Source organism: Thauera sp. (genome assembly GCF_034003485.1).
Classification (GTDB): Bacteria; Pseudomonadota; Gammaproteobacteria; order Burkholderiales; family Rhodocyclaceae; genus Thauera.
The window spans coordinates 130,861-144,242 of the sequence record NZ_JAVEYL010000006.1 but is presented as its reverse complement, the minus strand read 5'-3'; the positions used below and the strand labels follow the sequence as shown (position 1 = coordinate 144,242).

Here is a 13,382-nt window from a genome sequence, read left to right as displayed (position 1 = left end):
CCAGGTAGATCCAGTTGCCTTCGAAGATGTGCTTCATCTCGAGGTCGAACAGCTCCTTGTTCGTGAACATCTCGCGCTTGCAGCGGAACAAGCCCTTTTCCTTGTCTTTCTGGATCAGGGTGTCCAGATACTCCTTCGTGATCATCGTCGAAGTCTCCGTTTGTGGTTTGGGTATGGAATGCGCATCGTAAGAAGGGTGCGTCCGACGAAATATCCATTTCCTGCACGATTGCTATCCGCTTTGTGCAGGTCGTGTTGTCTTGTGCCTGCGCGAGCAAGGTCTGGGCGGGTTTGCACAAAGCGGATAACGCTCGTGCAGAAACTGGATATTGCCGTCTGTCCTGAGCCCCTAATCTGCACATAAGAAAGCTTTCTGCAGCCGCTGGCTTGCAGGGGCGCAAACAACACCCAAACGGAGACAGGCGGATCTGACGGCGCAGCCCCTTGGATAGTGGCGGGCAGCAGCGGTCGTCCCGTCCGGCAGGAGTACGCGGCACGTGAGCACGTTTTTCAATGTCACCATCGAAGATACCGGCGAGGTCTACCGCTGCCGGTCCGACGAGAGCCTGCTCTGCGGCATGGAGCGCTTGTGCAAGCGCGGCATCCCGGTGGGCTGTCGGGGTGGCGGGTGCGGGGTGTGCAAGATCCAGATCCTTTCGGGCGAGTTTCAGAAGCGCGTGATGAGCCGCGAGTACATCAGTGCGGAGGAAGAGGCAGCGTCGATCGTGCTCGCCTGTCGCGTCCGGCCGCTGAGCGACATCTCGCTTGCGGTGATTGGCAAGATGCAAAAGAACGTCTGCGCTTCTCCTGAGAAGGTTCGAGAGGGTGCGGGTTGAAGAGGTCAGAAGTGCGCGGGGTGACGCCCCGGGTACAGAGACCCAAGATTGTCGTGCCCAGCCCGCGCCGGAGTGACGGTGCGGGTGGTTCGACAAAACGTGACGGTTCGGCAAGGTTTGCGTGCTTTGGCGCGCGGCGCCGAGTCGTCAATCCCTGACAAAGAGGAGTTGAAATGGCAACTACCGGTGTAATGCGTCCCGGGCACATCCAGCTGCGCGTGCTCGATCTGGATGAAAGCGTTGAGTTCTACAAGAACGTGCTTGGCCTGGTGGAGACCGGCCGTGATGCAGGTGGGCGTGTTTACTTCAAGGCCTGGGACGAGCGCGACCACAACAGCGTGATCCTGCGCCAGGCCGATCGTGCCGGCGTGGACCTGATCGGCTTCAAGGTCAAGGACAAGGCTACGCTCGAGCAGCTCGACAAGGACCTGCAGGCCTACGGCGTCGCCACCGAGCGTGTCCCCGCTGGTGAGTTGCTGGAGACCGGCGAGCGTGTGCGCTTCACGATTCCGACCGGGCACGTGATGGAGCTGTACGCCGACAAGACCGACGTCGGCAACGGTCAGCCTTACACCAACCCCGATCCGTGGATCGCTGCTGCCGAGCACGGCATTGGCCCGCATCGATTCGATCACTGCCTGCTCTACGGTCCGGACCTCGAGGCGACGCTCAAGCTGTTCACCGAGGTGCTCGGCTTCCACCTGGTCGAGCGCGTGCTGATGGAAGACGGCAAGTCGTTGCTCGCGATGTTCATCTCGTGTTCGCACAAGGCGCACGACCTGGCCTTCGTGGCTCACCCTGAGCCGGGCAAGCTGCATCACCTGTCCTTCCTGCTCGGCACCTGGGAGCAGGTGCTGCGCGCGGCCGACATCATGTCGATGAACCGCGTGTCGATCGACATCGGCCCCACCCGCCACGGCATCACCCGCGGCACGACGATCTACGCGTTCGATCCGTCGGGCAACCGCTTCGAGACCTTCGCAGGCGGTTACGAGACCTACCCGGATCACGCGCCGATCACCTGGACCTTCGATCAGGTCGGCCCGGCGATCTTCTATCACGACCGCAAGCTCAACGAGCGCTTCCTGAGCGTCGTGACCTGACCGCTTCTCGATCGTGATTCGCTTCTCCGGATCGTCGCCAGGCTGGTGACGATCCGGGGGCGACGGCTGGATGGAAGAAGGAAGAAAACCATGAGCAACACCGCGCCCGACAAGGCTGCCTCGGCAAACCCTGAAATCGCCAGAAGCATTCAGGCGGCCGGTATCACGACCAATTATCACGATGTGGGGAATGGCTTTCCGGCGCTGTTCATCCATGGCTCGGGCCCTGGTGTGTCGGCATGGGCGAACTGGCGGCTGGTGATGCCGGCCCTGTCGGAGCAACTGCGGGTGATTGCCCCCGACATGGCGGGATTCGGTTTCAGCGAGCGGCCTGCCGGCGCCCACTATGACCTCGAAACCTGGGTGGCGCAGGCGATCGGCTTGCTTGATGCGCTCGGGCTGGAGCAGGCCGACGTGGTGGGCAACTCCTTTGGCGGTGCGCTCGCGCTGGCGATGGCAATCCGTCATCCGCATCGGGTTCGGCGGCTGGTGTTGATGGGCAGCGTCGGTGTGCCCTTCGATATCACCGAGGGCCTGGATGCGGTGTGGGGCTACACGCCGTCGTTCGAGAACATGCGCCGCATCATGGATTACTTCGCCTGGGATCGTAGCCTGGTGAATGACGAACTAGCCGAGCTGCGGTATCGCGCCAGCATCCGCCCCGGCTTTCAGGAGTCCTTCGGTGCGATGTTCCCGGCACCGCGACAGCGCTGGGTGGATGCGCTCGCGAGTCGCGAGGAAGACATCCGCGCGCTGCCCCATGAAACCTTGATCGTTCATGGGCGGGACGACAGGGTGATTCCGCTGGTCACCTCGTTGACGCTGGCGGAGTGGATCGATCGCGCCCAGTTGCATGTTTACGGTCGCTGCGGGCATTGGACGCAGATCGAGCATGCGGCGCGGTTCGCAAAGCTGGTCGGCGATTTCCTCACCGAACCCCCTCAAGACTGAAATCGATCTGGTCGCAGCGCCTGGCCGCGGCCCTTTACCGGTGTGGTGGCAGCGCGCTATCGGGCCACTGTGTGATGACCTTTTCACGGGGTCGGGGTGTGCTGTGCCCCGGCTCCGGATCTTTCGGCATTGCCGAATGCATGACTCGCTGTTTTGAAATAAACCCAAAGGAAGAGACAAATGGACAAGAAAATTTTTGCTGCGCGCAATTTCGTGTTGGGTGCCGCCCTGGTCGCGGCTGGCCTGAGTTCGGCTTACGCTGAGGACAAGGTCAAGGTCGGTCTGATGCTGCCCTACACCGGCACCTACGCTGCGCTGGGCAACGCGATCACCAACGGCTTCAAGCAGTTCGTCGAGGAGAATGGCGGCAAACTGGGCGGCCGTGAGGTCGAATACGCCGTGGTCGACGACGAATCGAACCCGGCCAAAGCCACCGAGAACGCACGCAAGCTGGTGTCGCGCGACAAGGTCGATGTGCTCGTCGGTACGGTGCACTCGGGTGTTGCGCTGGCGATGGCGAAGGTCGCGCGTGACAGCAAGACCCTGATGATCGTCCCCAATGCAGGCGCCAACGACCTGACCGGGCCGCTGTGCTCGCCCTACGTGTTCCGCTCGTCCTTCTCGGCCTGGCAGCCGTCCTACGCGATGGGTGAGGCGCTTGCGAAGAAGGGGGTCAAGACCGTTGCGACCGTGACCTGGAAATACTCCTTCGGCGAAGAGTCGGTCGCAGGCTTCAAGGAGGCCTTCGAGAAGGGCGGCGGCAAGGTGGTCAAGGACATGACGCTGCCGTTCCCGAACGTGGAGTTCCAGCCCTTCCTGACCGAGATCGCCTCGGCCAAGCCCGACGCCGTATTCGTGTTCTTCGCCGGTGCCGGCGCCGCCAAGTTCGTCAGCGACTACGCCGCTGCCGGCCTCAAGAACAGCATCCCGCTGTACGGCCCGGGCTTCCTCACCGACGGCAACCTCGCCGCCATGGGCGGTGCCGGCGAAGGTCTGCTGACCACGCTGCACTACGCCGATGGCCTCGCCACGGACAAGGACAAGGCCTTCCGTACCAAGTACGCCGAGATGTACAAGATCCAGCCCGACGTCTATGCGGTGCAGGGTTACGACGCGGCGCAGATGTACGAGGCCGGCCTGAAGGCTGCCGGTGGCGATCCCGCCAAGAAGGACGACGTGATCCAGGGCATGGCGTCCGCCAAGATCGACAGCCCGCGCGGCGCCTTCACCCTGTCGAAGGCCCACAACCCGGTGCAGGACATCTACATGCGCGAGGTCAAGGGCGACCAGAACGTGGTGATCGAGGTCGTCTCCAAGGGCCTCGAGGATCCGGCGCGCGGCTGCAAGCTGTAATCGGCCCGCGGGCGGCCCGACAGGTCGCCCCTAAGGGCTGCGGGTGCCCGCGGACGCTTTGCGCGGAGCGTCCTGCAGCCCGCTCCCGGACCTCGTCTCTTTCTGAACCCAAATTCATCCTGGCAGGCGCACGCCTGCCGGGAGGGGAAACGTCATGGATTTCGCAAGCTTCCTGATCCAGACGCTGAACTCGCTGCAGTACGGTTTGCTCCTCTTCCTGGTGGCAAGCGGCCTGACGCTGGTGTTCGGCATCATGGGGATCATCAATCTGGCGCACGGTAGTTTCTACATGATCGGCGCCTACCTCGCCTTCGTGCTGACCAGTGCGACCGGCAGTCTCGTGTTCGCAATCGCGCTCGGCATTCCGCTCGCGCTGGTCTTCGGAGCCTTCCTGGAGTGGGCGCTGTTCTCCCATCTCTACAAGCGTGACCACCTCGAGCAGGTGCTCCTCACCTACGGCCTCATCCTGATTTTCGAGCAACTGCGCAGTCTGCTCGTGGGCGACGACGTACATGGCGTGGCGATTCCCGCCTTCCTCGATGCGTCAATCCAGCTCACCGAAGTGATGAGCTACCCGGTCTACCGGCTGGCCATCTCCGTCGTCTGCATCGCGCTCGCCATTGCGCTCTACTACGTCATTCAGCGCACGCGTCTCGGGATGATGATCCGGGCCGGCAACGATGACCGCACGATGGTCGAATCACTTGGCATCAACATCAACATGATCTACCGCGTCGTGTTCGCGCTCGGTGTCGCACTGGCTGCGCTGGCGGGCATGCTGGCCGCGCCGATCTCGTCGGTGTTCCCGAACATGGGCAGTCACGTGCTGATCATCTCGTTCGTGATCGTCGTCATCGGCGGCATCGGCTCGGTGTGGGGCGCGCTGGTGGCGGCGTTGATCGTCGGCTTCGCCGACACCTTCGGCAAGGTTCTGGTCCCCGAGCTGTCCGGCATCGTGGTGTATGTGGTGATGGCGGTGGTCCTGCTGTGGCGCCCCGAAGGCATCCTGAAGAAAGGTTGAGACCATGAACGCACAAGCTTCCCTGATTCCCAAGCTCGTCGCCATCGCGGTCATCGCTTGCGTGCCGCTGTCGGGCGAGTCCTTCTATATCGAGATCGTCGGCAAGATGCTGGTGATGGCGATCTTTGCGATGAGCCTGGACCTGCTGGTCGGCTTCACCGGCCTGGTCAGCTTCGGCCATGCGGCGTACTTCGGTATCGCGGCCTATGCGGTTGCGATCCTGAGTCCGCAGTACGAGGCGGCCAGCCTGTGGTACGTGCTGCCCGCATCGGTTGCACTGGCGGCGCTGGCGGCCTTCGTGATCGGCCTCTTCGTGCTCCGCACCAAGGGCATCTATTTCATCATGGTGACGCTGGCCTTCGCGCAGATGGCCTACTTCATCTTCCACGACACGCCGCTGGGTGGCGGCTCGGACGGCACCTACCTGAACAACAAGCCGTCGGCATCGATCCTTGGCTGGGAACCGTTCGATCTCAATAACGAGGTCCACCTGTTCTACTTCATCCTGGCCACGATGGTCCTGGTGTATCTGTTCCTGGCCCGCGTGCTGCAATCGCCCTTTGGTCGCGTACTCGTGGGCATCAAGAGCAACGAGCACCGGATGCAGTCGCTCGGCTACTTCACCTTCCGCTACAAGCTCGGCGCCTTCACCCTGGCCGGTGGTCTCGGCGGGCTGGCGGGCTTCCTTTACGCGGTGCTGTTCGGCTTCGTCACGCCGGAGCTGCTGTCCTGGCACGAGTCGGGCAACGTGCTGCTGATGGTCATCCTCGGCGGCATGGGCAACCTCGCAGGCGTGATCGCCGGCGCCTTCGCCTTCGAGATGATGCGCGAGGTATTCGCCGACATCACCAAGTACTGGCAACTGCTGATGGGTGGCGTGATCGTCGCCGTCGTGCTCTTTCTCCCGGGCGGTCTGGCGGGAATTCCGGGCCGCATCAAGCGCGCCATGCAGGGAGGTGACTCCAAATGAGTGAAGCGAAGAACAACGAAGTTCTGCTCCAGGCCGACAAGCTCACCCGCCGCTTCGGCGGCCTGGTGGCGAACCAGGACATCAGCGTGACCCTCGAGCGCCAGATGATCCACGTGCTGCTCGGCCCCAACGGTGCCGGCAAGTCGACCTGCATCAACATGCTGTCGGGTGATCTGCCGCCGTCCGAGGGCAAGATCCACTTCATGGGCAAGGACATCACCGCGCTGACCGCGGCGCAGCGTTCGCAGGTTGGCATCGGGCGCAGCTACCAGCGCACCAACATCTTCCCGCAGTTCTCCGTGCTCGAGAACGTCCGCCTGGCCGCGCAGTCGCGTCGCCAGGAACCGTGGCGCATCTTCAGCAAGGCGATGGAGGCGAAGTGGGCGCTGGAGAAGGCGCGTGCCTGCATCGACGAGGCCGGCCTGGGCAAGCGTGTCGACTGGGTGTCGGGCGTGCTCAGCCACGGCGAACAGCGCCAGCTCGAGATCGCGATGGTGCTCGCCACCGACGCGCAGGTGCTGCTGCTCGACGAGCCGCTCGCCGGCATGGGTTCGGAAGAGTCGGCGAGCATGGTCGAGGTGCTCAAGCGCCTGCGCCAGACGCGCGGCATCCTGCTCGTTGAGCACGACATGGACGCGGTGTTCGCGGTCGCCGACATGATCACGGTGATGGTTAACGGCCAGTTGCTGGAGTGCGGGCCGCCCGCGCAGATCAAGGCCAGCGTGGCCGTCCAGCAGGCCTATCTGGGTACGGAGGACAGCTTCCATGTCTAACATGCTGCTCGAAGCCAAGGAAATTCATACCTACTACGGCGCCAGCCACATCCTGCACGGCCTCGACTTTCACATCCGCGAAGGCGAAGGCATTGCGCTGATGGGCCGCAACGGCATGGGCAAGTCGACGCTGATCAAGAGCATGCTCGGCCTGGTGCGCCCGCGCCACGGCCGCGTGCTGGTGCGCGGCGACGACTACACCAAGGCGCGCACCTACCAGACCGCGCAGCAGGGCATTGCCTACGTGCCCGAGGGCCGCGGCATCTTGAAGAGCCTGACCGTGCGCGAGAACCTGCTGATGTCGGCGCGCGCCGGCCTCGACGGCCGTCGCGAATGGACCTTCGACCGCGTGATGGCGACATTCCCGCGTCTGGGCGAGCGGATCAACAACGGCGGCTGGCAGTTGTCCGGCGGCGAGCAGCAGATGCTGACCATCGGCCGCGCGCTGATGACCAACCCCGACCTGCTGATCCTCGACGAGGCCACCGAAGGCCTGGCGCCGCTGATCGCGATGGAGATCTGGCGCATCGTCAAGGAGATCCGCAAGACCGGCATCGCCACCGTAATCGTGGACAAGAACCACGGCGCGGTCACCAGCATCTGCGACCGGGCGATGATCCTGGTCAAGGGCGATGTCGTTTTCGATGGTACGAGCGAGGAGATCCGCGCCCGCCCCGAACTGATCCAGCAGCACCTGGGCGTCTGAGCACGGCGCCCGTTTTGGAGGAGTGAAGACCATGAGCATGAAGTCTCTGGATGTCATCCGCGACGAGCATCGTGCGCTGGCCGCCATGCTGAGCGGCATGCGCACGCTCGTGCAGGGCATCGAGGCCGGTCGCCTGAAGCCCGACTATGACCTGTTCGCGTCGATGATCGAGTACATCGACAAGGTGCCCGAGAAGGTGCATCACCCGAAGGAGAACGAGCACCTGTTCGCCAAGCTGCGGCTGCGCTGCGCCGAGGCGCTGCCGGCCATCGAAGCCCTCGAGGAAGAGCACCGTCAGGGCGATGCCCGCATCGCCACGCTGCGTGCGGCGCTGGAGAACTATCGCCAGCAGGGCGCGGCCGGTTTCGAGGGCTTCCGCGAGGCGCTCAAGACCTATGTCGCCGACGAGTGGCATCACATGAACACCGAGGAAGGCCAGATCTTCCCGCTCGCCAAGGCGCACCTGACGCCCGAGGACTGGGCAGAGATCGACGCCGCCTTCCTCGCGAACGATAATCCGTGGCAGGGGCCGGCCGGCGAATACGCCGCGCTGTTCTCCCGCATCGTCAACATCGCGCCGTCCCCGGTGGGGCTGGGCGGCTGAGGCGCACGCCGGCGCGCCCGGCAACCGTGAATAAGGGCAAGGGTATGGAAACGCAGACTGGATTTGATTGGGACGACCGCTACCTGCTGGGTTACGAGGCCATGGACGACACCCATCGCGAATTCGTCACCCTGGTCAACGATCTGTTGACCGTGGAGGATGCCGCACTGCCGGCCGCCCTCGACGCCTTTGCCGCCCATGCCGAGGCGCACTTCGCGCAGGAAAACGCGTGGATGGATCTCGACGGTTTTCCGGCGCGCGACTGCCACGTCGACGAGCACGACAAAGTGCTGGCCTCGGTTCGCGACGTGCAGCAACTGTTGGCCGAAGGCGACACCGAGGTGGTGCGCGAACTGGCGGTGGCGCTGCAGGACTGGTTCCCCGGTCACGCGGACTACATGGATTCGGCGCTGGCCCTGTGGATGGTCAAGCGCGCGCACGGTGGCGCGCCGCTCGTTTTTCGCCGGGGTATGAGCAAGGACTGAGTGCCGCCGCCAGGCGATCGTCTCCCTCCCCGGGACCGCGCATTCGTCACGCTTTTCGGGCAAGCCGGCGCATGGCATCGGCTTGCCGGAGGTCTCGGGTTCGGGCTCGCTTCGGCGGGCCTTTTCTTTTGCGCCGACGGTAAGGCGCTGGCGGATTCTGCAGCCGTGTGCGAGCCTTTCCGGCGTGGGCGGCCCGAGCCGGTGCCTTGCCCGTGAGTTGTCCGTGTCAAAGAGGTCTGGAAAGTGAAGAAAATCCGCAGCCTGTTGGTGGCCAATCGCAGCGAGATCGCGATCCGCGTGTTGCGCGCCGCCTCCGAATTGGGCATTCGCACCGTTGCCGTGTTCTCCACCGAGGACCGCTTTGCCCTCCACCGCTTCAAGGCCGACGAGTCTTACCTCGTCGGTGCGGGCAAGAAGCCGATCCAGGCCTATCTGGACATCGACGACATCATCCGCATTGCGCGTGAGGCCGAGGTGGACGCGATCCATCCCGGCTATGGTTTCCTGTCCGAGAACCCGGATTTCGCCGTGGCCTGCGCGGCCGCCGGCATCGCCTTCATCGGCCCCGAGCCGGACGTGATGCGACGCCTGGGCAACAAGGTCGCCGCGCGCGAACTGGCCGAGCAGGCCGGCGTGCCGGTGGTGCCGGCGACCAAGGCGCTGCCGCAGGATCTTGCCGGTGCCGCACGCATGGCCGCGGCAGTGGGTTATCCGCTGATGCTCAAGGCGAGCTGGGGCGGCGGCGGGCGTGGCATGCGCGTGGTCGAGGCTGAGGCCGAGCTCGGCGCGGCGATCGAGGTGGCGCGCCGCGAGGCGCTGGCGGCGTTCGGCAACGACGAGCTTTATCTGGAGAGGCTCGTGCGGCGCGCCCGCCATGTGGAAGTGCAGGTGCTGGGCGACCGTCACGGGCAGCTCGCGCACCTCTTCGAGCGCGACTGTTCCGTTCAGCGCCGCAACCAGAAGGTCGTCGAGCGCGCGCCTGCGCCCTTCCTCGACGAGGACGCCCGGCAGGCTCTGTGCGATGCAGCGCTGCGCCTGGCGCGCGCCGCAAACTACACCCACGCCGGCACGGTCGAGTTCCTGATGGACGCCGACACCGGCGCCTTCTACTTCATCGAGGTCAATCCGCGCATCCAGGTCGAGCACACGGTGACCGAGCAGATCACCGGTGTCGACATCGTCAAGGCGCAGATCCGCATCACCGAGGGTGCCCACATCGGCGACGCGGACTCGTTCGTCCCCCGGCAGGCCGATATCCGCATGTCAGGCCATGCGCTGCAGTGCCGGGTGACCACCGAGGATCCGGAAAACGGCTTCACGCCCGACTACGGCAAGATCTCGGTGTATCGCAGCGCGGCAGGTTTCGGCATCCGCCTGGATGCGGGCACGGCTTATTCGGGCGCGGTGATCACGCCGTACTACGACTCGCTACTGGTCAAGGTCACCGCCTGGGGGCGCAGCAGCGACGAGGCGGCGCTGCGCATGGATCGTGCGCTGCGCGAATTCCGTGTGCGCGGCCTGGCGACCAACCTGCAGTTCCTCGAGAACGTGATCGCTCATCCCTTGTTCCGCTCGGGCGAATGCACGACGCGCTTCATCGACGAGACACCGGAGCTGTTCCAGTTCGTGCGCCGGCGCGACCGTGCCACGCGCCTGCTCAAGTTCCTCGGCAACGTGGCGGTCAACGGCAACCCCGAGATGAAGGGTCGCAAGCTGCCGCCGCTGCCCTTGCCGCGCCCGCAAGTTCCGCGCACCGACCTCGCTGCGCCGCCCCCACAAGGCACGCGCGACCGCCTGCTGGCGATGGGCCCCACGCGCTTTGCCGAATGGATGAAGGCGCAGCCGCAAGTGCTGCTGACCGACACCTCGATGCGCGACGCGCACCAGTCGCTGTTCGCCACCCGCATGCGCAGCCACGACATGCTGGCGATCGCGCCGCACTACGCGCGGCTTGCGCCACAGTTGTTCTCGCTCGAGTGCTGGGGCGGGGCGACCTTCGACGTGGCGCTGCGCTTTCTCAAGGAAGACCCGTGGGAGCGCCTGCAGCGCCTGCGCCAGGCGGTGCCGAACATCCTGTTCCAGATGCTGCTGCGTTCGTCGAATGCGGTCGGTTACACCAACTACAGCGACAACGTGGTGCGCTTCTTCGTGCAGCAGGCGGCAAAGAATGGCGTCGATGTGTTCCGCGTGTTCGACTCGCTGAACTGGGTCGACAACATGCGGGTGGCGATGGACGCGGTGATCGACAGCGGCGCGCTGTGCGAGGGCACGTTGTGCTACACCGGCGACATCTTCGACGCCAGCCGGCCGAAGTTCGACCTCAAGTATTACGTCGGCCTGGCGAAGCAGCTCGAGAAGGCCGGCGCCCACGTCATCGGCATCAAGGACATGGCCGGCGTGTGCAAGCCGCGCGCAGCCAGCGCGCTGGTGAAGGCCTTGAAGGAGGAGGTGGGCCTGCCGCTGCACTTCCACACCCACGACACCAGCGGCATCGCCGCCGCGTCGGTGCTGGCCGCGGTCGATGCCGGCTGCGATGCGGTCGATGGCGCGCTCGACGCGCTGAGCGGCCTCACCTCGCAGCCCAACCTCGGCGCGATCGCGGCGGCGCTCAAGGGCAGCGCGCGCGACCCCGGCGTGGATCTGGCCGCGTTGCAGTCGCTGTCGAACTACTGGGAAGGGGTGCGCCACGCCTATGCGCCCTTCGAGGCCGACATCCGCTCCGGGACTTCCGACGTCTACAACCACGAGATGCCAGGCGGCCAATACACCAACCTGCGCGAGCAGGCGCGGGCGATGGGCCTGGCACACCGCTGGCCCGAGATCTCGCGCGCCTACGCCGAGGTCAATCGCCTGTTCGGCGACATCGTCAAGGTCACGCCGACCTCGAAAGTGGTTGGCGACATGGCGATCTTCATGGTCGCCAACGAGCTGCGCGCAGAGGACGTCGCCGACCCCGCGCGCGACATCGCCTTCCCGGAATCGGTGGTATCGCTGTTCAAGGGCGAACTCGGCTTTCCGCCCGAGGGCTTCCCGAAGGCGCTGCAGGACAAGGTGCTCAAGGGCGAGGCGCCGCTGGCGGGGCGGGCGGGGGACTTCCTGCCTGAGGTCGACCTCGAGGCGGTGCGGCGCGAGGCCGAGCATGCGATCGGTCGCCACATCAGCGACACCGATCTCGCCTCCTGGCTGATGTATCCGAAGGTCTTCCGCGAGTATGCAGAGCATAGGCGCGAGTACGGCGACGTCTCGTTGCTGCCGACCTCGGCCTTCTTCTATGGCTTGCAGGACCGCGAGGAGATCTCGGTCGACATCGACAAGGGCAAGGCCCTCGTCATGCGCCAGACCGGGCGCGCCGAGGGGCCGGATGAGGAAGGGCGGATCCGTGTGTTCTTCGAGCTGAACGGCCAGCCGCGCGCCACACGCATCCCCAAGGCGGGGCTGGGCGACAGCTTGCGCACGCGACGCAAGGCCGAGGAGGGCAATCCGAAGCATGTGGCCGCGCCGATGCCCGGTTCGGTGGTCACCGTCGCGGTGAAACCCGGGCAGAAGCTCGCGAAGGGCGCGCCCCTGCTGTCGATCGAGGCGATGAAGATGGAAACCGCGATGACTGCCGATGGCGACGTGGTCGTCAAGGCCGTGCATGTCAAGACGGGCGACGTGATCGCCGTGAAGGACCTGCTGCTCGAGTTTGCCTGAGGCGGCTCGGCGCTTGTGCTAGCGCGAGGCCGCCGCCAGGCAGGCGGCGGCGGGTGCCTGCTCAGTGGCCGACCGCTGCGACCGGCAGCATGCTGACCGAATCCAGGGTCGAGCGGATGTGTTGCGCGAGCACGCTGCAAGCCTTGTCGGCATCCCGTTCGAGGGCTGCCTCGAACAGGGCCCGGTGTTCCGCGTGCACGTCGCGGGGCACGGTGGACTGGCGCAGCGACAGGTGACGGTAGCGCTCGGCCTGGTTGTAAAGGATCGTCACGAAGTGCTTGATCCAGCGCGATGGGCAGGCCGAGATCAGGACTTCGTGGAACACGCGGTTACGCTCTTCCCACTCCTCGCGGTTCTCGCCGTCGGCCAGTTTTTCCTCGGCGCGGGTCAGGCGGTGGAAGGCCGCCATCAGGTTCGCTTCCCATACATCGTCGCCGCGCGTGATCGACTGGCGCAGCGCTTCGCCTTCAAGCATCACGCGGGTTTCGGTGATGTCTGCAAGGTCTTGCAGGGACACCGGCGCGACCCGAAAACCACGCTGGCCCTGGGAGACGACGAGGGCGTCCGAAATCAGCAGGGACAAGGCTTCACGCAGCGTGGCGCCGCCGACGCCGTAATCGTCCTTCATGTGCTCGATACGCAATTTCTCGCCCGGCGTCAGGCGGCCCTCGATGATGTTCCTGCGCAGGTTCCGGTAGGCGGACTCGACGAGGGTCTTGGGCGGGGGCGGCGCAGCTTCAACAGCGGGAGGTCGGGGGGACGTGCTCGAATACATGGTGGCGTAGCGTACAGGGTGAAGGATTCGCGCGACGGGCGGAGGCCGTGCGCCTAAAAGCATCATCGAAGTCTTTTAATCTCGACAAAGCAAAGGTATCACGACAAAAAGA

The 13,382-nt window shown here is 64.8% G+C and carries 12 protein-coding genes and 1 pseudogene; 11 read left to right on the top strand and 2 right to left on the bottom strand.

What is annotated here, in order from left to right; translation table 11 throughout:
* A pseudogene (locus RBT54_RS18450) lies at positions 1-145 on the bottom strand (benzoate 1,2-dioxygenase large subunit); the annotation flags it as partial.
* Positions 146-497: 352 nt separating this feature from the next.
* Between RBT54_RS18450 and RBT54_RS05065 the strand changes: the two are divergent.
* From RBT54_RS05065 to RBT54_RS05015, 11 genes are all read left to right on the top strand, one after another.
* A complete protein-coding gene (locus RBT54_RS05065; protein WP_320364755.1) occupies positions 498-836 on the top strand; it encodes a 2Fe-2S iron-sulfur cluster-binding protein in 339 nt (112 codons plus the stop codon).
* Between the two features lie 173 nt (positions 837-1,009).
* Entirely contained in the window at positions 1,010-1,939 is a 930-nt protein-coding gene (locus RBT54_RS05060; protein WP_320364753.1) for a catechol 2,3-dioxygenase, read from the top strand.
* Positions 1,940-2,029: 90 nt separating this feature from the next.
* A complete protein-coding gene (locus RBT54_RS05055; protein WP_320364751.1) occupies positions 2,030-2,890 on the top strand; it encodes an alpha/beta hydrolase in 861 nt (286 codons plus the stop codon).
* Between the two features lie 180 nt (positions 2,891-3,070).
* Entirely contained in the window at positions 3,071-4,243 is a 1,173-nt protein-coding gene (locus RBT54_RS05050) for an ABC transporter substrate-binding protein (RefSeq protein ID WP_320364749.1), read from the top strand.
* Between the two features lie 154 nt (positions 4,244-4,397).
* Entirely contained in the window at positions 4,398-5,264 is an 867-nt protein-coding gene (locus RBT54_RS05045) for a branched-chain amino acid ABC transporter permease (RefSeq protein WP_320364747.1), read from the top strand.
* A 4-nt stretch (positions 5,265-5,268) separates the two neighbouring features.
* A complete protein-coding gene (locus RBT54_RS05040; RefSeq protein ID WP_320364745.1) occupies positions 5,269-6,234 on the top strand; it encodes a branched-chain amino acid ABC transporter permease in 966 nt (321 codons plus the stop codon).
* Positions 6,231-7,007 (top strand): ABC transporter ATP-binding protein, encoded by a 777-nt coding sequence (locus RBT54_RS05035; protein WP_320364743.1) that lies wholly within the window; start codon positions 6,231-6,233, stop codon positions 7,005-7,007. Before RBT54_RS05040 ends, RBT54_RS05035 begins: the two co-directional genes overlap by 4 nt.
* The gene (locus RBT54_RS05030) at positions 7,000-7,713 is read left to right on the top strand and encodes an ABC transporter ATP-binding protein (protein WP_320364741.1); all 714 of its coding nucleotides are present in this window, start codon (positions 7,000-7,002) and stop codon (positions 7,711-7,713) included. The genes RBT54_RS05035 and RBT54_RS05030 overlap by 8 nt, the downstream gene beginning before the upstream one ends.
* 31 nt (positions 7,714-7,744) lie before the next feature.
* Positions 7,745-8,317, top strand: a complete 573-nt coding sequence (locus tag RBT54_RS05025; protein ID WP_320364739.1) for a hemerythrin domain-containing protein — start codon at positions 7,745-7,747, stop codon at positions 8,315-8,317.
* 44 nt (positions 8,318-8,361) lie between these two features.
* A complete protein-coding gene (locus RBT54_RS05020) occupies positions 8,362-8,802 on the top strand; it encodes a hemerythrin domain-containing protein (RefSeq protein WP_320364737.1) in 441 nt (146 codons plus the stop codon).
* A gap of 243 nt (positions 8,803-9,045) precedes the next feature.
* Positions 9,046-12,495, top strand: a complete 3,450-nt coding sequence (locus RBT54_RS05015) for a pyruvate carboxylase (RefSeq protein ID WP_320364735.1) — start codon at positions 9,046-9,048, stop codon at positions 12,493-12,495.
* A 61-nt stretch (positions 12,496-12,556) separates the two neighbouring features.
* On the opposite strand, the gene RBT54_RS05010 is transcribed toward RBT54_RS05015, so the two are convergent.
* The gene (locus tag RBT54_RS05010; RefSeq protein ID WP_320364733.1) at positions 12,557-13,270 is read right to left on the bottom strand and encodes a GntR family transcriptional regulator; all 714 of its coding nucleotides are present in this window, start codon (positions 13,268-13,270) and stop codon (positions 12,557-12,559) included.
* Positions 13,271-13,382: the final 112 nt, after the last annotated feature.